The following is a 23,104-nucleotide window of genomic DNA, read 5'->3' on the forward strand; positions in this document are numbered from 1 at the left end:
CTACACCTCCGGATCAAGCGCTTCATAATCTTTACGCAGCGGATGGCCGACCCAATCGTCGGACATCATTATTCTTCTTAAGTCCGGATGTCCGGGAAAATCTATACCGAGCAGATCAAAGATCTCACGCTCATTCCAATTGGCGGTTGGCCATATCGGTGTGACGGAGTCTATGGATGGTGCTTCACGAGACGTTTTCACTTTCACGCACATTTCCGCCTTCGTGTCCAGACTGAGCAAGTGGTAAGCAACCTCCATGTGAGTTTCCTGATCAATACCTGAAACATTTCGCAAATAGTTCAGTTTTAGCTCACAATGCTGCTTCAACAATAGTGCAACTCCAGCCCAGTGTTCGTTCTTAATGATCACATAAGGCAGATGTGCATCCCTCTCATTAATAAAGGCTTCTTCGATCGCGGCTTCGCCCACCTGCTCCTTGATCAGCTTCACCCAATGATCCAGCCGCGGTTGTAATGGTGAAGGAACCTTCGGCCCTGCGTCCTCTTCACCCTCTGTTTTCTTGCCTCTGGCAGCGGCACGAGCAGCACGTGCTTCTGCGGCAGCCTTCGCCTTCGCTTCCTTCTCATCATCCGCTGCCGCTGGGTCACCGGCAGGAGCTTCTGTCGAAGCTGTGCCTGAGGCAGCAGCAGGAGACGCTCCTGCTGCTGCCTCAGCCCTTTTGGCTCGCGCGATAGCCCTGGCAGCACGCGCTTCCGCGTCAGCCTTAGCCTTTGCCTCCTGCTCTGCATCTACTGTAGATGCAGCAGTCCCAGGTGCTGCGCCTGATGCATCATTCGCTTCGGCTGAGGGTTTCTCAGTGCTTGGGTTACCCGTCTTATCAGAAGCTGCTGATTGCGATTCCCCTGACGTTGGTAAACTGACAGCTGAATCCGGTTCCTTGGTGACAGCGGATGGATCTGCCGCTGCATCGGCAGCAGCTTTTGGCGCTTCTTCGTTCGGTTGTGGTTCCTTCAGAGGTTTATCTGTATTCAGCTTATCCGTATTCCGTTTATCTGTATCCAATTCATCTTTCTTTTGCTCATCACTCATCGATTGATCACCTGCTTGCCGGTTTTCGCCTCATAACGAATTTTTTCCTGCAGCTTGTTAATTCCATAAATCAGAGCAGCAGGATTCGGCGGACAGCCTGGAATGTAGACATCAACCGGTACGACCTGATCCACGCCTTTAACAACGGCATAAGATTTGACGTAAGGTCCACCGGCGGTGGCACAGGAGCCCATCGCAATTACCCATTTGGGCTCTGGCATTTGGTCGTACAGGCGGCGCAGCAGTGGAGCCATCTTCTTGGTTACGGTGCCTGCTACGATCATAACGTCGGATTGCCTTGGTGAAGTCCGAAAAATAACGCCAAAACGGTCCAAATCGTAGTGGGAAGCTCCCGCACCCATCATTTCAATTGCACAGCATGCCAATCCAAAGGTTAAAGGCCACAACGAATTACTTCTTGCCCAAGCTTTTACCTGCTCAAGCGTTGTCATAAACACATTGCGCTCCAGCTCTTCTCTTTCTTCCGGACTAATTGACTCTAGATTGAAGTCCATTGCAGCACCTTCTTCTTCCAAGCATAAATTAATCCAACCACAAGCAGGCCAACGAAAATCGCCATTTCAACAACAGCAAACAAGCCGAGTTGCTTAAAAGCAACGGCCCATGGGTACAAAAACACAGTTTCCACATCAAAAATGACAAACATCAGCGCAAATAAGTAATACCGGATGTTAAAGCGCACATGGCTCTCACCGACCGGTTCGTTACCACTCTCATAAGTAGTATACTTCTCATCCAGCGGCTTGTAAGGACGCAAGAAACGGCCTGCTGTAAGTGCTACAACAGGAAGCAATACACCAAGAATGAGAAAAATGGCTACGACAACGTAATTGTTCATATACATCGTGAACGACTCGCCTCCCCATACTATAAATAGTTAAGCTTTATGGAAATGTGCTGTCAGATTTATAAGAAAAGTCCAGTTCATGTAAGCTTGTAAGCGCACCCAAGTTGCAATCGCGAAGCCTTCCCTCATTTGCAAATCAGAACATGCACATAACTTCTGTTCGTATATGCCCCACAATTATATCAAATGGGTGTTTAGGTGTCTAATCAATATTCCATATCACATTTTTTATAAAATACAAAAAACGAAGGAACATGTGTCCCTCCGTTTATGTTCGTTTCCCTAAGATTTACTGGAAACGTTGATCCGATTAACCGCTCTTTGCAAAGCGAGTTCAGCGCGTTTGAAATCGACTTGATCCTGTTTGGAAGACATACGCTGTTCAGCACGCGTCTTGGCTTCTTTAGCACGATCGACATCAATTTGTTCCGGCAGCTCGGCGCTTTCCGCCAATATGACCACCTTATCCTTACGTACCTCCATAAAGCCACCATTCACGGCGATATAATGCTGCTTACCGCCCTGTTTCACGATAACCGGCGCCACTTTTAATGGAGTCACCAAAGGGATGTGATTTGGCAGAATACCAAGCTCTCCTTCTGCACCCTTCACGCTAATCATGTCCACCTGATCGGCGTACACTTTACGCTCGGGGGTAACAATTTCCAGCAAGAAAGTACTCACTTGGACTCCTCCTAAGAGCTTTCCGTAAGGAAAGCTTTACTTCGTAAGCATCATCTAAGCTTTCCAAATGGAAAGCCCTGCTTCATATGGTTTGCGTAAGCAAACTCAATTTACATTCAATTCGCTAATGCGAACTTACATGGTTTTTGCTTTTTCGATAACTTGCTCAATCGCACCCACGTTATGGAATGCCGGTTCCGGAAGATGATCATGCTTGCCTTCAAGAATTTCCTTAAAGCTGCGCACAGTATCTTTAATCGGAACGAAAAGCCCTGGAATCCCGTTAAACGCCTCAGCAACGTGAAGCGGTTGAGCGAAGAACAATTGAATCCGTCTTGCACGGTATACGGTAAGCTTGTCTTCTTCAGACAACTCATCCATACCCAGAATTGCGATAATATCCAGCAATTCCTTGTAGCGTTGCAAGGTTTTCTTAACGCCTTGTGCTACATTATAGTGCTCTTCACCAACAATTTCAGGAGTCAAAATACGGGAAGAGGAGGCGAGTGGATCAACAGCCGGGAAAATACCCATTGCAGCAATATTACGCTCAAGGTTTGTAGTTGCATCCAAGTGGGCAAATGCTGTAGCAGGGGCCGGATCGGTATAGTCATCGGCAGGAACATAGATCGCTTGGATCGAAGTTACGGAGCCTTGTTTAGTTGAAGTAATACGTTCTTGCAATTGACCCATTTCAGTTGCCAGCGTTGGCTGGTAACCTACTGCGGATGGCATACGTCCAAGTAGGGCTGATACTTCGGAACCCGCTTGAGTAAACCGGAAAATGTTATCGATAAACAGAAGCACGTCACGGCCTTCTTGATCACGGAAATATTCAGCCATTGTCAAACCGGACAGGGCTACACGCAGACGCGCACCTGGAGGCTCATTCATTTGACCAAAAACCATTGCGGTTTTGTCAATAACGCCGGACTCTTTCATTTCATGATACAAGTCATTACCTTCACGCGTTCTCTCACCAACACCGGCAAATACGGAAATACCGCCATGCTCGGATGCGATGTTGTGAATCAATTCCTGCATCGTTACGGTTTTACCTACGCCGGCACCACCGAACAAGCCGATTTTACCACCCTTAACGTAAGGAGCCATCAAGTCGATAACCTTGATACCTGTTTCCAAAATTTCCGCTTGCGTTGACAAGTTCTCAAATGCAGGCGCGCTTTTGTGAATCGGGCTCGTTAATGTACGGTCTACTTCTTCGTTACCGTCAATCGGGTTACCCAATACGTTAAATACACGTCCAAGTGTTGCTGCACCTACCGGTACTGAAATCGCTGCACCTGTATCAACTGCTTCTGTACCACGAACAAGACCATCCGTAGTTGACATCGCAACACAACGAACCAGATTATCGCCCAAATGCACAGCTGCTTCAACAGTTAACTTGATATCCTGTTCGCCAGCTTTTTCGGCTTTTTTCTCAATTGTGATTGCATTCAAAATCTCAGGGAGCTGTCCACGTTCGAACTCAATGTCGACAACCGGCCCCGTTATATTCACAACGCGTCCTTTGCTCAATGTTTTCTCCTCCTTCGAGTTTTGCTTAAGCAAAACTTATTTCGTAAGCAAATCCTAAAGCTTTATTTTTGAATAAAGCTGATTCGTAAGCATGTGCTGAGTTTTGCTGTAGCAAAACGTTCTTTACTAGCAAGTTTTAAGCTTGTGCGTTTGCACCGGCAACAATCTCCGAAATTTCCTGTGTAATCGAAGCCTGACGAGCACGGTTATACACCAGTGTCAAGGATCCGATCATCTTGGTTGCATTCTTCGTCGCATTGTTCATAGCGGTCATTCTGGCCCCAAACTCACTTGCTTTACCTTCCAATACCGCACTATAAATTAAGGTTTCCGCATATTTAGGCAGCAACACTTCAAGTACACCCTCAGGTGACGGCTCATACTCATAGTTAGCAACGGAGGCAACACCACCCATGTTTTCCATAGGCAAAAGCTGCTTGATCATCGGTTCCTGCGTGATAGCATTTACGAATTTGTTATAAACCAGATACAGCTTGTCAAAAGAACCGTTCTCGAAGTTTTTCACTGCCGATGCCGCAATCGATTTAATATCCGCGAAGCTCGGAGAATCAGGAATTCCCGTTACTTCTTCAGCAATCGCGATATTGCGTTGACGGAAAAAATCTCTGCCCTTACGGCCGATTACAAAAATCACATATTCACTAGGTGATTTGTGATTTTCCTTGATCTCCTGCATCACTCTGCGCAGTACGTTAGCATTATAGCCACCAGCGAGACCGCGGTCTGACGTAACAACAAGATATCCGGTCTTCTTGATTTCACGATTTTGCAGCATCGGATGCTTCAAACCTTTGCTGCCTGCAGCGATACTGCCGACAACTTCCTTAAGCTTATCCGTGTAAGGCCGTGATGCCTCAGCAGCTGCCTGAGCTTTTCTTAATCTCGACGCAGCTACCATTTCCATCGCCTTGGTGATTTGCTTTGTGTTTTGTACGGACTTGATCTGGCGCTTAATTTCGCGCATTCCTTTTGCCAACTGACTCACCTCTCTCTCGAAGCTTCTCTGTATAAGAAAAGCCTTCACTCGAAAAGCCTGTTAAAAGACTTAAAATGGAACACCGAGCTTCCCTGTAAAGAGAAGCCCTTGTTCATTGTGTATTATACAGTCGAAGTAGCGAAGCCCTTTTGGAATTGCTTGATCGCTTCTTTCAAAGCATTTTCGTTATCCGTAGTCAAATCTTTCGTATCACGGATACTTTGGAAAATTTCAGGATGCTTCGTATCCACGAAAGCCAAGAATTCAGCTTCAAAACGGCGAATATCTTGTACAGGCAATTCATCCAAATGTCCTCTAACAACCGTATAGATCGAAACGACTTGTTTTTCAACGGACAGCGGTTGATGAACGCCTTGTTTCAAAATTTCCAATGTACGCAATCCACGGTTCAAACGAGTTTGCGTAGCTTTATCCAAATCGGATCCGAACGCTGCGAAAGCGGCTAACTCGCGGTATTGGGCGAGGTCAGTCTTCAGCGTACCGGCAACTTTTTTCATTGCTTTAATTTGTGCGGAGCTACCTACCCGGGATACGGAGATACCAACGTTAACAGCTGGACGTTGACCGGAGTAGAACAAATCGGACTCCAAGAAAATCTGACCATCTGTAATCGAGATAACGTTCGTCGGGATATAAGCGGATACGTCACCAGCTTGTGTTTCGATAAACGGAAGAGCTGTGATCGATCCGCCGCCAAGTGCATCACTCAGCTTGGCTGAACGCTCAAGCAAACGGGAATGCAGGTAGAAAACGTCCCCTGGGTAAGCTTCACGACCCGGTGGGCGACGAAGCAAGAGCGACAACTCACGGTATGCAGCTGCTTGCTTGGACAAGTCATCATAAACGATCAGAACGTGCTCGCCTTTGTACATGAAATATTCGCCCATTGCGCAGCCTGCATAAGGAGCCAGCCACAGCATTGGAGCAGGCTCGGAAGCACTTGCTGTTACAACGATAGTGTATTCCATGGCGCCAGCACGACGTAAGGTTTCAACTACGTTAACAACAGTGGATTGTTTTTGTCCAATAGCAACATAAATACATTTCACGCCGTTGCCTTTTTGGTTAATAATCGTATCGATCGCGATAGCTGTTTTACCTGTTTGACGGTCACCGATGATCAACTCACGTTGACCACGGCCTACTGGAATCATCGCGTCAATCGCTTTAATTCCGGTTTGCATCGGTTCGAATACGGACTTACGAGCCATAACACCTGGAGCCGGTGATTCAACCGGACGTGTGTTTGTTGTATTTAGAGGACCATTGCCATCAACGGGTTGACCTAACGCGTTAACAACGCGGCCGATCAATTCCTCACCGACAGGAACCTCCATGATACGACCAGTACGTTTTACTTGGTCGCCTTCACGAATATCCGTGAAAGGTCCCAAAATAACGATACCTACGTTGCTTTCCTCCAAGTTAAAGGCATAGCCAAGAACACCGTTAGGGAACTCAAGCAATTCGCCTGCCATAACATTCTCAAGACCGTGCGCACGAGCAACACCATCACCGACAGTGATAACTGTACCTACGTCAACGACTTGAATGTCAGATTTATATTGTTCAATTTGCTGTTTAATCAGCGTACTGATTTCTTCAGGTTTGATACTCATATTTCCTCACCCCTATCTACAGTGCTTGAGTTGAATTCAAGGATTTTTGCAGTCGATCCAGCTTGCCGGATAAACTGCCGTCATACAGACGATCACCGATGCGCACTTTAATTCCGCCTAACAAGCTTGTATCAATAGCCGTTTCAACACGAATTTGTTTGCCAACCAATTGGCTGAATGTCGCAGCAATATGATCAAGCTCAGCTTGTTGAAGAACAACCGGCGTATAAACAGTGGCTTTTGCCTGACCAAGGGCCTCACTGGCAATCGTTACAAAGTAACCCACTAGCGATTCCAGCAATTCTTCCCTGCCTTTATCGATGAGCAACAGCAAAGTGCTAAAGGTAATTTCCGAAAGCTGACTTTCAAAAATGTTTTTCAGCAGCGCTGTTTTGGATACAGTCCCGATACCTGGATGCTTGATCAGCTTGTGCAAGTCACTGTTTTCCTTTAAAACCGCTACGATAAACTTCAGTTCTTCTTCTACCTGAGCAATCTTGTTCTGTTCTTTGGCTAGCTCAAAAAGCGCTTTTGCGTATCTTTTGGCTACGATGGTATCCTGGCTCATTGGTTGCCTCCTACCTCTTTCAGGTAATGCTCTACCAATTGCTCTTGAGATTTCTCATCAATTTGTTTTTCGATAATTTTGGAAGCAATGAGAACAGACATCGCGCCAACCTGGCTGCGAAGGGCGGCAACCGCCTTATGTTTCTCATTCTCAATATCACGAATCGCTTCGTCTTTCACGCGAGTCGCTTCCGCACGTGCAGCAGCTGTAATTTCGTCTGCTTGTTTGGAACTGATTTGTTTAGCTTGTTCAATAATGTCTTGTGCTTCTTTGCGAGTCTGTTGTAGAGCCAGCTTTTGCTCCTCTAACAGTTGCTCAGCCTGCTTCCGGTTATTTTCAGCCGTTTGAATTTGATCCTTAACAAGCTGTCTGCGTTTTTCCATCATGCCAAACAAAGGACCGAACGCCAGCTTTTGCAGCAGTAAATATAGAAGCAAGAAGGCTACGATTTGAATAAAAAACGTGGACCATTCAATATGCAAGTAACGTCACTCCCTTCTCATAGCGTAGGCAAAACGAAGGCGTGGAGGCTTTTGCAACCATCCCCGCCAAACGATTTCTTAAGCACGACCCATCAAGATGAATGCAAGAACCAATGCAACAACCGGCATTGCTTCTACCAGACCTACCCCGATAAACATCGTTGTTTGCAAAGTACCACGAAGTTCAGGTTGACGAGAAATACCTTCCAATGCGCGACCTACGATCAAACCATTACCAATACCTGCACCAAGTGCCCCTAAACCAAATACGATTGCTGCTGCTACTAATGCTAAAGCTCCCATTAAGAAAATCCTCCCTTAAATTGTAAAGTTTTTTTATAAATAACTCGAGACTTTCCCGAGGTAAGTCTTGTACCTTAGTGAGATTCTTCGTGAATCAACGTTTGTGAGATATAAACCATAGTCAGCATTGTAAATACGAATGCCTGAATGGCGCCAACGAACACACTAAAACCTTGCCATATGGCTAGAGGGAATATTCCAAACCAACCCGCTCCCAAAATGACACCAATCATAATTTCACCTGCATAAATATTTCCGTATAGACGGAAAGCAAGCGTCAGCGGCTTGGATACCACCTCAATCAAATGCAGCGGAAGCATAACCCCTTTATACTCAAAGTAATGAGCAAAATAGTGCTTCGTATTGCGTGTGATACCCAGGAAGTGGCTAAGCGCAATGACGATAACCGTAAGTGCAGCTGTGACAGCAATATCTGCCGTCGGAGATTTCCACCATGACACGTGATCTGAGGTTACGACCGAGAACGGCAGCCCCAGCATGTTTCCAATGAAAATGTACATAATTAGGGTTAAACCAAGTGCAATAAACGGCTTCCCATGTTTAGAACCAATAGTACTGCCGATGATTCCTTCAACAAACTCTACAACCCATTCCATAAAGTTTTGCAGCTTCGAAGGATTCGTTACCGAAATTTTACTCGTTCCGGCAATCGCGAGTATTAATACCAGAACACTGGTCACTCCAATCATGAGAAGCGCTGACAGATCAAAGTGAAATCCAAACCATTCTACTCCCGGTACTTGATGCTCCATGTTTTCCAATTTCACCCCTTTCCACAGATGGATTTACTTCTTGGATCTTTTGACAGAAATAATACCCAATACAAGTGTTGCCAATTGAGCGATAAGGTATCCAGCAACGGTTGTGCTTAACGCGAATTGCTCCGGAAACCGGACTGCGATAAGACCCGCCAAACCTCCTACGGCCGCTCTAGTCAGAAAGCCTATGTTAGCCTTGCTCGGAATCCCTTGCCCCGGTGGAGCGGTGATAACCTTATCCGATAGCTTGCGAATTTTCCAGGCCAGATACCTTGCGTTAATCATACTAACAGCAGAACCCAGCATCAAACCTGCTGAATAGGGTCGGTATTCCACGAAAAGCGCCCAAGCAACCAGACAAAAGGATAAGAAAAATAGAAAGACGTTTTGAAACGTTTTCAGATGGGCCGTAAACTCGTTCATTTAAAGCCCTCCGTACTGCTTAATCATGAAATAAATGCTAATGATTCCAGCCGTAAGCCCCAGCAAAAAACCACCCAGTAACCACAACTGCCCGCCAAGCATTTGGCTTAACCAATCTCCAAACCAATACCCTGCCAGTAAACAGACAACAAGATCAATTCCGATAGCTGTCGTTAAAGCAGCTGCACGCCATGGATTATCATTACGGTTTGGCTGTTTCATATACACCCTCCTGAGAATCCTCACTTATTGTAACGAAGCAACGTCGGGTTTGTCAATTGTCTTTCTCTCTAAATAACTGTGGATGAAATTCTTAAAAATGCTGTTATATCAACGTTTTTTACAATTCCAAACCAAACAGTACTACTGCACGCTCTGACGTTTGTCATAGGATTGTCACGGTTGGAATGACTCCGGTCTTGCTGCAGCATGTCCAAAATGGTAAAGGATGGCTTGAACGATCCGTTCCGACGCTTTTCCATCGCCGTAAGGGTTGGCAGCCTGACTCATTTTTTCATACAATGCCGGATCTGTCAGCAGTGCACGGGTTCGATTGTACACATGCTCTTCATCGGTTCCGACAAGCTCCAGCGTTCCTGCATCAATACCTTCGGGCCGCTCCGTTGTTTCACGTAGAACTAAAACAGGCACTCCATACGAAGGTGCTTCCTCCTGCAAACCGCCGGAATCAGTCAAAATCATGTGGGTATGCGGATATAAATTGTGCAGCTCCAGTACATCTAGCGGATCTACGAGCTTAATGCGCGGATGATTACCCAGCATTTCATAGGCAGGCTCTCTCACTGCTGGACTTGGATGAACCGGGTACACGATGGCAATATCGTCGAACTCATCAGCAATCCGACGCACAGCACGGAAAATTTGCCGATGCGGCTCACCTTGTGCTTCGCGGCGATGCGCGGTCATCAGGATCAGACGCTTACCTGCTGCCCAATCCAGAACACTGTGGGTAAAGTCGTTCTGCACCGTATACTGGAACACATCCGTCACTGTATTTCCTGTTACGAAGATGGTTGCCTCTGACTTATTCTCTTTGCGCAGGTTGTCAGCAGACAATTGAGTAGGCGCAAAATGCAGATCAGATAACACGCCGGTCAGCTGGCGATTCATTTCCTCCGGATATGGAGACATTTTGTTCCAGGTACGCAAACCTGCTTCCACATGACCCACCTGGATCTGCTGTAAAAACGCCGCATAGCTTGCTAGAAATGTTGTTAACGTGTCTCCGTGTACGAGCACCAGATCCGGCTTTTCTTCGCGGAATACCGGGTCCAGCCCTTGAAGCACCCGAACGGTCACTTCGTTCAAGGTTTGACGATCCTTCATGACATCCAGATCGTGATCAGGTGTAATATGGAAGGTTTCCAGCACCTGATCCAGCAATTCTCTATGCTGTGCGGTAACGCATACGCGTGAATCGATAAATTCAGAATGCTTTTGAAGCTCCAGTACCAGCGGCGCCATCTTGATAGCTTCCGGCCGGGTTCCGAAAATCGTAATTACTTTGGTTTTACCCATGGACGGTTGTCCCCCTATGTACATTTTCTGTGGTATAGTTTCATCGGCTTGTTGATTTTTATTTTGTGCCGAACAGGCGGTCTCCCGCATCCCCTAGTCCAGGAACGATGTAACCGTGGTCATTCAAATAATCGTCAATAGCTGCCACATAGATATCCACGTCAGGATGCGCCTGCTGTACAGCGTGAATGCCTTCGGGTGCAGCAATCAGGCACATCAGCTTGATCTGCGTGCAGCCTCTGCTCTTTAGCGCCGTTATTGCCGCATTGGCAGAACCTCCGGTTGCCAGCATCGGGTCTATCACGATCAATTCCCGCTCCTGTACATCGGTAGGCAGCTTTACATAATACTCAACAGGCTCAAGCGTCTCCGGATCCCGGTACAAACCGACATGTCCTACCTTGGCTGCGGGTACTAATCTCAGAATACCGTCTACCATGCCAAGTCCTGCACGCAAAATCGGGATAAGTCCCAGCATTCTGCCCGAAATCACTTTGCAATCCGTCGTAGTCACTGGCGTTTTGACCTGCACGGTTTCAAGCGGTATGTCTCTCGTAATTTCATACGCCATTAGTGTCGATACTTCATCAACCAATTCGCGAAAATCTTTGGTAAGTGTGGATTCATCCCGTATGTACGTAAGCTTATGCTGGATCAACGGATGGTCACACACAAATAATTTTCCCATAAACAATTCCCCTTTACGCCAAATCTCGTCTATTATACCACACCTGTGAGATGTTATCCCAACAAGTTTCGCGCATGGACGACATGCTCAGCGGCTGTCAGGTTGCAGCGTACAAATGCTGGCTTCACGTTATGAATGTACCGTTTCTATACATGCACAGGATCATAGAAGCTAAGGAGAGGAGCGTTCATAGCTGACCCTACGCTGCACAGTTACGGAGTGATCTCGGGGTGCTTCCTGAAATCATGAAGAGGCCGGAGATCTCTGCATATCTCCAGCCTCTTGCTATTGTCTATATATCGCACTCATGAATTGACGATGCGAGCCTTATAATTAGGAATTAGTAGAACAAGCCCGGATACAAAGGGAACTGGGCTGTCAAATCTTTTACCATACCGCGGACTTTGTCATGAACAGCAGCATCCGTTGGGTTTTTCAAAGTCAAGGCAATGATCTTGGCAATAGTTTTCATAGCTTCTTCATCCATACCGCGGGAAGTTGCAGCAGGAGTACCTACACGAACACCACTGGTTACCATCGGCTTCGCCGGGTCAAAAGGAATTGCGTTTTTATTAACCGTTACGCCAACTTCATCCAGCAAGTGCTCAGCTTCTTTACCACTGATGCCCGTGTTGCGCAGGTCGATCAGCATCAAATGGTTATCGGTACCACCGGATACAAGATCGATACCTTCGGAAATCAAAGCTTCCGATAATGCTTTGGCATTGTTGACAACCTTTTGTGCGTAAGTTTTGAATTCCGGCTGCAAAGCTTCTCCGAAGGATACGGCTTTAGCTGCAATAATATGCATCAATGGACCACCTTGGGTACCCGGGAATACAGCTTTATCGATTGCAGCAGCCCATGGCTTACGGCACAAAATCATACCGCCGCGAGGACCACGAAGTGTTTTATGTGTAGTCGTCGTTACAAAATGTGCATGTGGAACCGGGTTTGGATGCAGACCAGCCGCTACCAGACCAGCGATATGTGCCATATCAACAAAGAGCAATGCGCCTACATCATTAGCGATTGACGCCAGAGCTTCAAAATCAATCGTACGCGGATATGCGCTGGCACCAGCTACGATCATACGAGGCTTATGTTTGAATGCTGCCTTGCGCACATCATTATAATCGATACGGGAGTCGCTTTCGCTTACACCGTAGGAAACGAAGTTGTATAGAATACCGGATGCATTAACCGGGCTGCCGTGGGTCAAGTGGCCGCCATGAGCCAAGCTCATGCCCAATACCGTATCTCCAGGCTGCAGAGCTGCCAAGTAAACAGCCATGTTAGCTTGAGCACCAGAATGCGGTTGTACGTTAGCATGCTCAGCTCCAAACAATTCCTTGGCACGGTCACGAGCGATGTCTTCTACAATGTCTACATACTCACAACCGCCATAATAACGTCTGCCAGGGTAGCCTTCAGCATATTTATTAGTCAGAACGGTACCCATTGCTTGCAGCACTGCCTCGCTGACGAAATTTTCCGATGCGATCAATTCGATTTTGTCGCGTTGACGGCCGATTTCAAGATTCATAGCCTCCACGATTTTGGGGTCCTGCTTACGTAATTGCTCCATAATAAAATCCTCCTTTTAGTTTTTTGCAGATAACTTACTTCTTACTTCGTAAGCCTCCACATGATAGTTAGTTGGGTTTATTCACAAAATCCGTTGTCAGCAGAATTCTCTTCTACCACATATACAGCCCGAGCGCCACCAATGAGCTTCGGACGGGTGTAGGCCATCTGAACCGAGGCATGGCCAATGATCCGGATTGAGGGACGCAGCGGAATTGCGACAGGTTTCAAATGCATCCCGATCAGCGTTCCCCCGATATCTATGCCCGCATGGGCCGACACGGCTTCAACGAGACAGGCCTGCTTCAAATGTTTATAGGCATACGAAGCCATAGAACCGCCTGCACGCGGAACGGGAATCGCCGACACCGGCTCCAGCCGGTAAGCCAGCATCGCTGCACGCTCCATAACCAACGCCCGATTCAAATGCTCACAGCATTGAAATACCGGGTAAAAGCCAGCCTCGGCGCGAACGGCCTCAATCGCAGCGAAGATAGGCTGGGCAGCCGTTTCTGTGCCTGAAGTGCCAATGTGGTGACCCAGCACCTCGCTCGTACTCGTCCCGATGACAAGCAGCTGTCCCGCCTGGATATTACCTGCCTGTACCAGCTCACGCAGCACTTGTTCTACCTGTGACTGAATGTCCATACCCCGTTGCCTCCTTCGTCAAGCTGTACGAATGATTACGATTGAGGAGTGACTTTGTCTTCCAATTCCATGACTTTATGAATGCGGTTCACGTGACGTTCACCGTTGGAAAACTCGGTTTCCAACCAAACCTTCACAATGGACTCAGCCAGTCCCGGTCCGACAATACGTTCTCCCATTGCCAGTACGTTGGAATCATTGTGCTGACGGGTCATTTGGGCCGAAAACAGATCGTGTACAAGCGCACAGCGAATGCCGGCGATTTTGTTAGCAGCAATCGTCATTCCAATTCCCGTCCCACAAAGCAAGATCCCTCTGTCGGCCGTTCCTGCGGCGACCTTATTGCAAACCTCGATCGCATAATCCGAATAATCCACGGAATCCGTGCTATGACAGCCTACGTCTGTCACATCATGGCCTAAAGACTGCACAAGTTTAATAATTCCATCCTTCAACTGAACGCCTGCATGATCAGAGCCTATTACTATCTTCATTTGATGCGCCTCCTGACAAGTTTTCTGGACACTATCGTATGATGAGTTGATTGTCATCCAATTTGTCCATTATACCGTAATGCATACAGAAAAATGAAATCAAATATGGTGAATCCTAAACGAAAAAAGAGCATACTGCATGCCACTATCAGCACTGCAATGCTCTTTGCCCAGGCGACCGGCCGTATGCCCCGATGCTCCATTGTGGTTAGCCCCACTCGTCGCCAGTTACATCAGGTCCTGCTTCTTATTCTTATCATAACGGAAATGATCAAGGCTGTAAAGCCGTAAAACAACCTATTTCCTTGAACTTTTTTTCAAAAAAGTCTCACGCTTTAAGACGTCGTACCAACCGATGCAGGCATTCCTCGATTTCCGCTGCGCACTGTCTGTATAGCGATAAAGATCCGCCGAACGGGTCAGCAATATCGTAGTCAGGCAAAGACTGCTCCAGTTGTCTCACTCGCGCGCGTTCCTCCATTGTCACCTGCTGGGATAAAGACTGCTTGAACTGAAGCTCAGCAATCAACGCAGCCAGCTCGTCCATACGCGCTTTAGCGGACGGATCATCACTCACAAATTCTTTGAGTGTGTGCATCTTGTCTACGAATGCAGGGAAACGCTGGATCGCTTGCTGCTTGTGACTCGTGGTCATGGTGAGCACCACATCTGCCCAGTCCAGCAAAGAGCCTGTTAATGAGGAAGAGCTAATCGCCTGCAAAGCATCTTTTTCCCGCAATATAATTGCCGCATTGGTGGAAACAGGATAGCCATCACCCGCTGAGGTCCCGGCCGAACGGACTTCTATGTGATTCATCCCCTGCTCTTTCAGCATCGCGCGAAGCATACCTTCTGCCATCGGACTGCGGCACGTATTCCCGGTACACACAAACAATATTCGGTTCATTAGAAATCCCCGCCTTTCTCCTCTATGATGATTGGCTGTTGAGCCCTATTCCTATTGTACCTCAAAAGACGTAAAAATGGATATGTAGCTGTAGCCCTGAATCCGATTCATAATAAAAAGCGTGCACCGAATGCCAGCAAAATGACTCCACCTACGGCTTCTCCGTACTCTCCGACCCAATGTCCCGCTTTACGGCCGAGCATCAATCCGGTAATGGACATGATTCCTCCTACCGTACCGAACATCAGTACCGTCAGCGCACGGTCACCGGCAAACATGCCCAGCGATACGCCGACGGAGAATGAATCGATGCTGACACTAATCGCAAACAGCAGCATGCCCAGAAGGGTTTTATGATCAACGGATTTCGCCGCCTCCCCTTTCAAGGAATTGTAGATCATATGTATACCAAGAATCACAAGCAGGATGCCTCCCGCTATCGTTGCTACTCCACCTAATAACGAGCCCATGTAGCTGCCCATAAACATACCCACAAGCGGCATGACCATATGGAATACCGCAATCATCAGGCTCAGCTTGAGAATATCCCACTTTCGTATGCCCTTCATCCCGATTCCGATACCCAGCGATAATGCATCCAAACCTAAGGCTACTGCCATGACCAGTATGGTTATGAATTGCCCCACCATCAGTGGTGACGCCCAGTCCATCTCCTGTCGACCTCCTGTCCTGTTCTTCATCAACATATGCGGACAAGTAGAGAATCATGACTGAGTATGGACTTGTAGCTGTGCTACACGTGGATAATACGGCTGGCTGCCGCTTTGCGCAGCCGATTCATAATAGCGGCCCCGATACCCGCTTCGGGGCAGGCCTCGGCTACGATGAAGTCCGCGCCGGCTTCATCGAACTGGCGCAGCGCGGCGTACAGCCCGTGCGCAACGGTTTCAAGGTCGCCCAGGCTTCCGCAGGCGACAACGGTATCCGCGCGCAGCGCATCGGCGTGCTCACGATAAGTGAGTACGCCTGTGCGCTCTCCGCGTGCGTGGGCTTGGTCGAGCTCGCGCTGGAGGCGAGCGAGCACCTGTTCAGGAGCAGAGCCCTGAACGAGGGTCATCGCACCGCGAGGCGCGTAGTGCGCGTACTTCATCCCAGGCGCACGCGGCGCTAAGGATGAATCTGGATGTACAGAGGCTTCGCGCACCTCGATGCCAGGCAGCGCAAGGATCAATTGCTCAGCCGATACACCACCTGGACGCAAAATATGAAGCACACCACCTTCATCCCCGTTCGGTGCTGTGTATTCGACGACTGTGGATTCCAGACCAACACCTGTAGCCCCCCCATCCACAATACCGTCAATACGACCGGCCAGATCATCGTATACATGTGCGGCTGTTGTAGGGCTTGGCCGACCTGAGCTGTTCGCACTGGGGGCCGCTACCGGACAGCCGGCAGCCCTAAGCAGCTGCAAGGCGACCGGATGGTCCGGCATACGCAGCCCAACCGTAGACAGGCCTGCTGTGACCAAAGGGGAGAGAACGCCTGGTTTGATAGGAAGAACGACCGTCAGAGGCCCCGGCCAAAAAAGATCCAGCAAACGCGAAACAGTCTCATCCGGAGGAGCCGCCAGCTCTGCCATTTGAGACCGATTTGCAATATGTACAATAAGTGGATTATCTGAGGGCCGTCCTTTTGCCATGAAAATCTTATTGACCGCATCTGTCTGCCGGGCATCGGCACCAAGGCCATAAACCGTTTCCGTAGGAAACGCGATCAACCCACCTTCGCGAAGAATTCGCGCGGGCTCTGTCAGCTCCTGTAGCTCCAGATCGTCGCCAGCAGCTTTCCATAATTTTGTCATTCGCTTAGGTCTCCCATCTGTGCAGGGTCCATCTTTGATGGTTCATGGTTCAAGATTCCTGCATGTGTTCATCATGATATGTATTGGGTTTCAGGGACTTTCCCTGTAGTTGATCTAGTTGATCATTTAAGCAAATATCTTCTTCAGTAAATCCCACAGAAAGAAATGAATTTCCGGCTGCACTGCTTCAGTCTGAGCCTGAACAAGCTTGTCCGATGGTGTGCTTTTTCCTTCTGATTTCAAGTCTGTCGATATCTTTTGTCCCGCCTTGGCAGCAGGTGATCCCACGTCTGCAGCGAGCTCCTTGGATGGTTTGGCAATAACCTCGGAATCTACAAAGCATAACGGTGGGAACAGCACGCACCACCAATTTTGACCCTCTGCCGCTCCAATCGATACACGAAGCGCTTCATAATCGCCAGCAGGGTAAATTTGACTCCCGTACATTTTGGCCGGGAAAGGTACAACACCCAACTCCACCTGATAGGGAGTAGTGAATCCATATTGGCCCAGTGTCTTGCCAACGATTCGATCCAGCTCTGGTAAATGGGCACGAACGGCAGCACGAGCTGCTTCCATGGCCTGCGGCTCAGTAACCCACTGCTGCATTTCCTCGATAATGGCATCACGTACCTCGCGTTTGATCCATTGGTCAGCCGGTGAATCGGAATTGGCCAAAATCCGCAGACGGATCGATTCCTGAGGAATACTACCCGCTCCATTCGTCCGTTCTGCCTCAGAACCTATTCCCGATGCAAAAATGATAGAGGACTGAAGATTGGCTTCCCAGCTGCAAATCAGGATGATGAGTGCAAATATAACATAGATATGATGGCGGTAACCGTTGGTTTTTCTCATGAATGATACCTTCCCTCTCGCGTTTCGCTGCGTCTTGTTTTCTAGTAACAGTATGCACCGATTCGAGAGAGGTTAAACCTATCATTCTATGATTCTAGTAATCTATCTCTCATAGATAGATTCACTCTTTTGTTAATGTCGACCAAGCAACAATCAAGGTGATCATCGCTCGGGATAGCGGATCGCAATCACATGACGTGCAATTCCTGCCAAGTCCGGGATGATCCGCATTTCATCCCATTCTCCCGCCTGGCTCAGTAATTTCGCCACCTCGTCTGCCTGGCCCATACCCACCTCAAGACCAACCAGTGCAGGCAGCCGTTCCAGCTCAGCCAGCTGTGCCGTCAGCCGGCGGTACAGCTCAAGCCCATCTGCGCCTCCGTACAGCGCAGATCGCGGCTCATGCAGCCTTACCTCCGGCTGCAGCCCAACCTCATCCGCCTCCGGTATATACGGCGGATTGGATACGACCACATCGAGCTGCAGTCCGCGCTCGATGTAAGGCACGAGCAAATCACCTTCAAGGAAGGTGACTTGCTCGCCAACCCCATGGCGCTCCGCATTCGCCTGAGCCACTGCCAGCGCAGCTGGCGATATGTCTGAGCTCACGACGCGCCACTGCGGGCACTGCACAGCGAGGCTCACCGCGATCGCCCCACTCCCTGCACCTATGTCGGCGATAAGCGGCCGACCGGCAGCTGCACCTTCGGTATCCGCCCTATGCTTCGCCTCCAGGCCTTCACCAGCAGCCTCGCCTTGAGCAGGCTGCTCATCCAAGGAGGCCGGATCTCGATCAGCTCTGGATTTCACGCGGCTTCCTTCCACTCCAACAGCCATCTCCGGCCACAGCTGCTTGCCGATCAGCACGATCTGCTCAACCAGCAGCTCCGTCTCCGGCCGCGGGATCAGCACCGCCGGTGTCACGGTGAAGGGGAGCCCGTAAAACTCCTGCTCCCCAAGAATATACTGCACCGGTTCGCCAGACGCCCTGCGAGCCAGAAGCTCTCTCCATCGAGCTTCAAGCTCCTGCGGGAACGGCTCCTGCCAGCTAAGCAGCATCTCACTGCGCGTTAACCCGAGCAGATCCTGCAGCAGCAGCTCTGCACTGCTGGCAGCTTCACTTGCCCCATGCTGCAACAAAAAAGAAGAAGCCTCCACATAGGCTTCACGAATAGTCAACTTATGTTCGAAGGACATCTGTTTACGCTTGCTCTCCCCGATCCATCAATTCCGATTGCGCAGCAATCGTCAGCGTGGAAATCAGCTCATCCATGTCTCCATTCAAAACCGCATCCAGACGATGCAGCGTCAGACCGATACGATGATCAGTCACACGGCTTTGCGGATAATTGTAAGTCCGAATTCGCTCGCTGCGGTCACCAGTGCCAACCTTGCTTTTCCGGTCGCCCGCATACTTGTTCATTTCTTCCTGCTGAAACTTATCAAAAATCCGCGCACGCAGCACCTGAAGCGCCTTTTCCTTATTGGAGTTTTGCGATTTGCCATCCTGGCAAGTAGCCATAATCCCTGTTGGAACGTGAAGCACACGAACTGCTGATTTGGTTGTATTAACCGACTGTCCGCCCGCGCCGCTGGAGCAGAACGTATCGACACGGATGTCACTGTCATGAATTTCAATATCGAATTCTTCCATCTCCGGCATAACCGCTACAGTAGAAGTCGATGTATGAATCCGTCCGCCCGATTCCGTGGTCGGAATCCGCTGCACACGGTGCGCTCCGCTCTCATACTTCAGCTTGCTGTAGGCACCCTTGCCATTAATGGAAAAAATAATTTCCTTAAAGCCACCCAAATCGTTCATGCTGACATCCATAACCTCAGTCCGCCAGCCTTGAACATCGGCAAACTTCGTATACATCCGATACAGATCGGAGGCAAACAATGCCGCCTCATCTCCGCCAGCCGCGCCGCGGATTTCCACAATGACGTTCTTGTCATCATTCGGATCCTTGGGCATCATCAGGATATTAATCCGCTCTTCAAGCTCTGTCTTACGCTCCGACAGCTCATCCAGCTCCATTTTTACAAGCTCGCGCATGTCCTCATCCAGCTTCTCGTTCTGCATGGCCCGTGCAGCATCATACTGCTCGACAACGCCTTTATATTCGATATAAGCGTCATAAGCTTCCTGCAGGTCCGACTGCTCCTTGGAATACTCGCGCAGCTTCTTTGTGTCGCTCGTTACGTCAGGATCACACAGCAGCTCGCTCAGCTTCTCATAGCGACCTGCCAACGACTGTAACTTGTCAATCATACCAATCACTCCTTATCCGTTAGTTAAGACCACATCATCCGTATAGGTTCAAATGACCAACCACTATGCTTACATCGTTCCCGCGTCCGATGCTTCGCTATACGTTGAAGCGGAAATGCATCACATCTCCGTCCTTCACGACGTATTCTTTTCCTTCCAGACGTACTTGGCCCTTTTCCTTGGCGCCATTCATCGAACCGGCATTGACCAGATCCTGATAAGCAACAACCTCAGCTCGAATAAAGCCACGTTCAAAATCGGTATGAATCACACCCGCCGCTTGCGGTGCTTTCGTTCCCTCGACAATCGTCCAAGCACGAACCTCTTGTACGCCAGCTGTAAAATACGTGTATAAACCGAGCAGGCGATAAGCAGCCTTAATTAAACGGTTCAAGCCCGATTCCTGCAAGCCGAGCTCTTCGAGGAACATCGCTTTATCCTCGCCTTCAAGTTCGGCAATTTCCGATTCTACCTTGGCACTGATCGGCACCACTTCCGCACCTTCAGCCGCGGCGAACTCGCGAACCTTTTGCACATAAGGGTTATCATCAGCAGTAGCCACTTCATCCTCACTTACATTGGCTGCATACAGCATCGGCTTCATTGTCAATAAATGCAGATCACGAATCAGCAGCTTCTCATCAGCGCTTAATTCCACACTGCGCGCAGGCTGGTCGTTATACAAGGCTTCCTTCACACGCTCCAGGCATTCGACCTCAGCCGCATACTTTTTGTCGCCGCCCTTAATATTTTTACGCGAACGCTCGATCCGTTTTTCAACCGATTCAATATCCGCCAATACAAGCTCCAAATTAATCGTCTCAATATCGCTAACCGGATTGATGCCGCCGGATACGTGTGTAATGTTCTCATCCTCGAAGCAGCGCACTACGTGAACAATCGCATCCACCTCACGGATATGAGCCAGAAACTTGTTGCCAAGTCCCTCTCCCTTGCTCGCGCCCTTAACCAGACCGGCAATATCGACAAATTCAAAAGCTGTAGGCACTACGCTCTTAGGTATGACAATTTCAGTCAGCTTAACCAGACGCTCATCAGGAACCTCTACCACACCGACATTGGGGTCAATTGTACAAAAAGGGTAGTTCGCCATTTCGGCGCCTGCCTGTGTTATCGCATTAAATAAAGTGGATTTTCCTACGTTCGGCAGACCCACGATTCCAGCTTTTAAAGCCATGTATAGGACAACTCCTTAATTAAATGTTTTCCGTATCCCTAAATAGTTATTATATCGCATTTCAAGAACTATTGTCACTATGCAAAAAAATCCGCCTGAGGGGCGGAAGCAAACAAGCGTATGCCGTTATTGATTTACTTGAATGTACGCTTTATCATTTCCAAATTCTTTTTGCTAAAGTGCGCTTCCACTTGTTTTTTTAATACATAAGCCCGTAATGAATTGGCTTTGTCTGAAGCCAGCTGCACGTATTGGGCCCCGTAATAATAACCGCCTTCGATCTTTTCACGTCTGATAACCTCGCATACGCAGGGAAACGAAAAGCCCAGATCCAATTCGGCATCTACGACTGAATCGTGCCCAAGATCGAACTCATCCCGGACGGTAAATCCAAGTCCACTCACACTTATATTTTGAACGGTCAGCCCTACAGCCTTGCTTAACGTTTGCTTTTCATTCGTATCCTGACGGATCAGCTTATGGATTGTGCCCTTTTCACTGACTTCAATCCGGGGATTGCTGCGCTTTTCTATAAACCGCTGCCGATTTTGCGGAGGGTTAATCACGATTAGCGAGCCTTCATCCTTGGCCACCACAGTCGATTGGAATGTAAAAATACCTCCCGCTGAATATACGGTCAGTTTCACCGAATCCCCCAGCTCAAACACCTTGTATTCAGGAATTTCAATTTCCAAAATGTCACCTTCTGCATACGATAACAGACCTGTGGACACAAAATCGTTTTTCTCCACAACAGTACGGCTATGAATCAAGACAGTGGACGGGTTTTTGAATATCTCATCCGTGTATTCGTAACTTATGCCTGAGGTTACAGATCTGGATAGCATCGTCATCCCACTCCTCACATTGATATCTCTGTAATTCAATCCTGATTCATGCCGATATAATTATAAAGGCCGTTCTCCGACATCAAGTCTGGAAAACAGCCGTTGCACACCGCTAGTGAAGCTTCATCGGCGGCTAGGCTGTCATAGTCTCTTCATGTAAGAAACCTTAGACCCTGAGCTTTGCGTCCTTGCTTTTCAGCAAGTTTGCCTATAGGTATCATTTGGTGATGAAAATCACAGCATTTTAGGACATAATACCTATATGAGGTGATGTTGTTATTATACGTTCTCGATTTTATCTCTGCAAGCTTTTTTCATGGAATTTACAATAAATTCATTTGTATTTGATGAAAATGTGATATAATGCTCCAAATTAAGAGAAAGGTGATGCCATGACAGCTCAAAATGATCCAAAACCCGAACAATCCCTGGAAACGCATTCAATTGTATTGTTTGACGGCGTTTGCCGATTTTGTAATGGATGGGTACAATTCATTCTACGTCATGACCAGCACGATACGTTCCGATTTGCTCCACTTCAATCCGATTACGCCATACAATTGCTAGCCTCCGGAATATTAAAGAATGAGAACGATTCACTGGATTCGGTTATACTCTGTGAAGGACGTTCTGTCTACACTCATTCTTCGGCAGTTTTGCAAATTTGCAAACGTTTAGGAGGTGCCTGGCGTCTGCTCACCGTGTTCAAAGTCATACCTAAACCGATTAGATACGCTGTTTACCGGTTCATTGCCAAACGCAGGTATCGCTGGTTCGGTAAGTACGACAGCTGCATGATTCCCAGTGCAGAGATTCGCAGCAAATTTATCGGATAACGGCATTTCCCACATTTTCCACAGCGATTCCAAGCAATTTGTGCATAACCACCGGGTTATCCACA

27 protein-coding genes and 2 riboswitches are annotated in these 23,104 nt (G+C 48.3%); of the genes, 1 reads left to right on the plus strand and 26 read right to left on the minus strand.

Annotated elements, in window-relative coordinates:
- The 26 genes from NST47_RS00840 to NST47_RS00965 all read right to left on the minus strand — a co-directional run bounded on the left by NST47_RS00840 (nt 1) and on the right by NST47_RS00965 (nt 22,203).
- Nucleotides 1–1,050 carry an NADH-quinone oxidoreductase subunit C gene (locus NST47_RS00840; protein ID WP_341153541.1) on the minus strand — a complete coding sequence of 350 codons (1,050 nt, stop codon included), beginning with the start codon at nt 1,048–1,050 and terminating at the stop codon, nt 1–3.
- A complete protein-coding gene (locus NST47_RS00845) occupies nt 1,047–1,565 on the minus strand; it encodes a NuoB/complex I 20 kDa subunit family protein (RefSeq protein WP_341153542.1) in 519 nt (172 codons plus the stop codon). The genes NST47_RS00840 and NST47_RS00845 overlap by 4 nt, the downstream gene beginning before the upstream one ends.
- A complete protein-coding gene (locus tag NST47_RS00850; RefSeq protein WP_076233541.1) occupies nt 1,550–1,915 on the minus strand; it encodes an NADH-quinone oxidoreductase subunit A in 366 nt (121 codons plus the stop codon). Before NST47_RS00850 ends, NST47_RS00845 begins: the two co-directional genes overlap by 16 nt.
- Before the next feature lie 285 nt (nt 1,916–2,200).
- Nucleotides 2,201–2,602: a F0F1 ATP synthase subunit epsilon gene (locus NST47_RS00855; RefSeq protein ID WP_240419803.1), complete on the minus strand. Its 402-nt coding sequence runs from the start codon at nt 2,600–2,602 to the stop codon at nt 2,201–2,203.
- Nucleotides 2,603–2,737: 135 nt separating this feature from the next.
- Nucleotides 2,738–4,144 carry a F0F1 ATP synthase subunit beta gene (gene atpD, locus NST47_RS00860; protein ID WP_341153543.1) on the minus strand — a complete coding sequence of 469 codons (1,407 nt, stop codon included), beginning with the start codon at nt 4,142–4,144 and terminating at the stop codon, nt 2,738–2,740.
- A gap of 136 nt (nt 4,145–4,280) precedes the next feature.
- On the minus strand, nt 4,281–5,141 hold the full coding sequence (gene atpG / locus NST47_RS00865) for an ATP synthase F1 subunit gamma (RefSeq protein ID WP_076233544.1): 861 nt from the start codon (nt 5,139–5,141) through the stop codon (nt 4,281–4,283).
- 122 nt (nt 5,142–5,263) lie between these two features.
- Complete coding sequence (gene atpA, locus NST47_RS00870) at nt 5,264–6,781, minus strand: F0F1 ATP synthase subunit alpha (protein WP_262684318.1); 1,518 nt, start codon at nt 6,779–6,781, stop codon at nt 5,264–5,266.
- Nucleotides 6,782–6,797: 16 nt separating this feature from the next.
- The gene (locus NST47_RS00875; protein ID WP_240419800.1) at nt 6,798–7,349 is read right to left on the minus strand and encodes a F0F1 ATP synthase subunit delta; all 552 of its coding nucleotides are present in this window, start codon (nt 7,347–7,349) and stop codon (nt 6,798–6,800) included.
- Nucleotides 7,346–7,831: a F0F1 ATP synthase subunit B gene (atpF, locus tag NST47_RS00880; protein WP_076233547.1), complete on the minus strand. Its 486-nt coding sequence runs from the start codon at nt 7,829–7,831 to the stop codon at nt 7,346–7,348. The genes NST47_RS00875 and atpF overlap by 4 nt, the downstream gene beginning before the upstream one ends.
- A gap of 78 nt (nt 7,832–7,909) precedes the next feature.
- The gene (gene atpE, locus NST47_RS00885; protein WP_076233548.1) at nt 7,910–8,134 is read right to left on the minus strand and encodes a F0F1 ATP synthase subunit C; all 225 of its coding nucleotides are present in this window, start codon (nt 8,132–8,134) and stop codon (nt 7,910–7,912) included.
- Nucleotides 8,135–8,208: 74 nt separating this feature from the next.
- Nucleotides 8,209–8,907, minus strand: coding sequence for a F0F1 ATP synthase subunit A (atpB, locus tag NST47_RS00890; RefSeq protein ID WP_076233549.1), 699 nt, complete (start codon nt 8,905–8,907; stop codon nt 8,209–8,211).
- Nucleotides 8,908–8,940: 33 nt separating this feature from the next.
- On the minus strand, nt 8,941–9,336 hold the full coding sequence (locus NST47_RS00895) for an ATP synthase subunit I (protein ID WP_341153544.1): 396 nt from the start codon (nt 9,334–9,336) through the stop codon (nt 8,941–8,943).
- Nucleotides 9,337–9,558 carry an AtpZ/AtpI family protein gene (locus tag NST47_RS00900; protein ID WP_341153545.1) on the minus strand — a complete coding sequence of 74 codons (222 nt, stop codon included), beginning with the start codon at nt 9,556–9,558 and terminating at the stop codon, nt 9,337–9,339. It lies immediately after the preceding gene.
- Nucleotides 9,559–9,732: 174 nt separating this feature from the next.
- Complete coding sequence (gene wecB / locus NST47_RS00905) at nt 9,733–10,875, minus strand: non-hydrolyzing UDP-N-acetylglucosamine 2-epimerase (RefSeq protein WP_341153546.1); 1,143 nt, start codon at nt 10,873–10,875, stop codon at nt 9,733–9,735.
- A 58-nt stretch (nt 10,876–10,933) separates the two neighbouring features.
- Nucleotides 10,934–11,563 (minus strand): uracil phosphoribosyltransferase, encoded by a 630-nt coding sequence (gene upp, locus NST47_RS00910; protein WP_341153547.1) that lies wholly within the window; start codon nt 11,561–11,563, stop codon nt 10,934–10,936.
- 340 nt (nt 11,564–11,903) lie between these two features.
- Nucleotides 11,904–13,151 carry a serine hydroxymethyltransferase gene (gene glyA, locus NST47_RS00915; protein WP_341153548.1) on the minus strand — a complete coding sequence of 416 codons (1,248 nt, stop codon included), beginning with the start codon at nt 13,149–13,151 and terminating at the stop codon, nt 11,904–11,906.
- Nucleotides 13,152–13,228: 77 nt separating this feature from the next.
- Entirely contained in the window at nt 13,229–13,798 is a 570-nt protein-coding gene (locus NST47_RS00920) for a TIGR01440 family protein (protein WP_341153549.1), read from the minus strand.
- Nucleotides 13,799–13,833: 35 nt separating this feature from the next.
- Nucleotides 13,834–14,292: a ribose 5-phosphate isomerase B gene (gene rpiB / locus NST47_RS00925; protein ID WP_076233556.1), complete on the minus strand. Its 459-nt coding sequence runs from the start codon at nt 14,290–14,292 to the stop codon at nt 13,834–13,836.
- A gap of 161 nt (nt 14,293–14,453) precedes the next feature.
- A riboswitch (ZMP/ZTP riboswitch) is annotated at nt 14,454–14,534 on the minus strand.
- 86 nt (nt 14,535–14,620) lie between these two features.
- Complete coding sequence (locus NST47_RS00930; protein ID WP_341153550.1) at nt 14,621–15,199, minus strand: low molecular weight protein arginine phosphatase; 579 nt, start codon at nt 15,197–15,199, stop codon at nt 14,621–14,623.
- Between the two features lie 107 nt (nt 15,200–15,306).
- A complete protein-coding gene (locus tag NST47_RS00935; RefSeq protein ID WP_341153551.1) occupies nt 15,307–15,870 on the minus strand; it encodes a manganese efflux pump MntP in 564 nt (187 codons plus the stop codon).
- Between the two features lie 83 nt (nt 15,871–15,953).
- Nucleotides 15,954–17,024: an L-threonylcarbamoyladenylate synthase gene (locus NST47_RS00940; RefSeq protein ID WP_341153552.1), complete on the minus strand. Its 1,071-nt coding sequence runs from the start codon at nt 17,022–17,024 to the stop codon at nt 15,954–15,956.
- A 126-nt stretch (nt 17,025–17,150) separates the two neighbouring features.
- A complete protein-coding gene (spoIIR, locus tag NST47_RS00945) occupies nt 17,151–17,882 on the minus strand; it encodes a stage II sporulation protein R (protein WP_341153553.1) in 732 nt (243 codons plus the stop codon).
- Nucleotides 17,883–18,044: 162 nt separating this feature from the next.
- The gene (locus tag NST47_RS00950) at nt 18,045–19,079 is read right to left on the minus strand and encodes a N5-glutamine methyltransferase family protein (RefSeq protein ID WP_341153554.1); all 1,035 of its coding nucleotides are present in this window, start codon (nt 19,077–19,079) and stop codon (nt 18,045–18,047) included.
- A 4-nt stretch (nt 19,080–19,083) separates the two neighbouring features.
- Complete coding sequence (gene prfA / locus NST47_RS00955) at nt 19,084–20,157, minus strand: peptide chain release factor 1 (RefSeq protein WP_076233562.1); 1,074 nt, start codon at nt 20,155–20,157, stop codon at nt 19,084–19,086.
- A 97-nt stretch (nt 20,158–20,254) separates the two neighbouring features.
- The gene (gene ychF, locus NST47_RS00960) at nt 20,255–21,355 is read right to left on the minus strand and encodes a redox-regulated ATPase YchF (protein ID WP_076233563.1); all 1,101 of its coding nucleotides are present in this window, start codon (nt 21,353–21,355) and stop codon (nt 20,255–20,257) included.
- A gap of 134 nt (nt 21,356–21,489) precedes the next feature.
- Nucleotides 21,490–22,203 (minus strand): PilZ domain-containing protein, encoded by a 714-nt coding sequence (locus NST47_RS00965; RefSeq protein ID WP_076233564.1) that lies wholly within the window; start codon nt 22,201–22,203, stop codon nt 21,490–21,492.
- Nucleotides 22,204–22,328: 125 nt separating this feature from the next.
- Nucleotides 22,329–22,422: riboswitch (cyclic di-GMP riboswitch) on the minus strand.
- Nucleotides 22,423–22,595: 173 nt separating this feature from the next.
- Between NST47_RS00965 and NST47_RS00970 the strand changes: the two genes are divergently transcribed.
- On the plus strand, nt 22,596–23,039 hold the full coding sequence (locus NST47_RS00970) for a thiol-disulfide oxidoreductase DCC family protein (protein ID WP_341153555.1): 444 nt from the start codon (nt 22,596–22,598) through the stop codon (nt 23,037–23,039).
- Nucleotides 23,040–23,104: the final 65 nt, after the last annotated feature.

Origin of the sequence: Paenibacillus sp. FSL H8-0034 (genome assembly GCF_038000305.1) — a bacterium.
Classification (GTDB): Bacteria; Bacillota; Bacilli; order Paenibacillales; family NBRC-103111; genus Paenibacillus_S.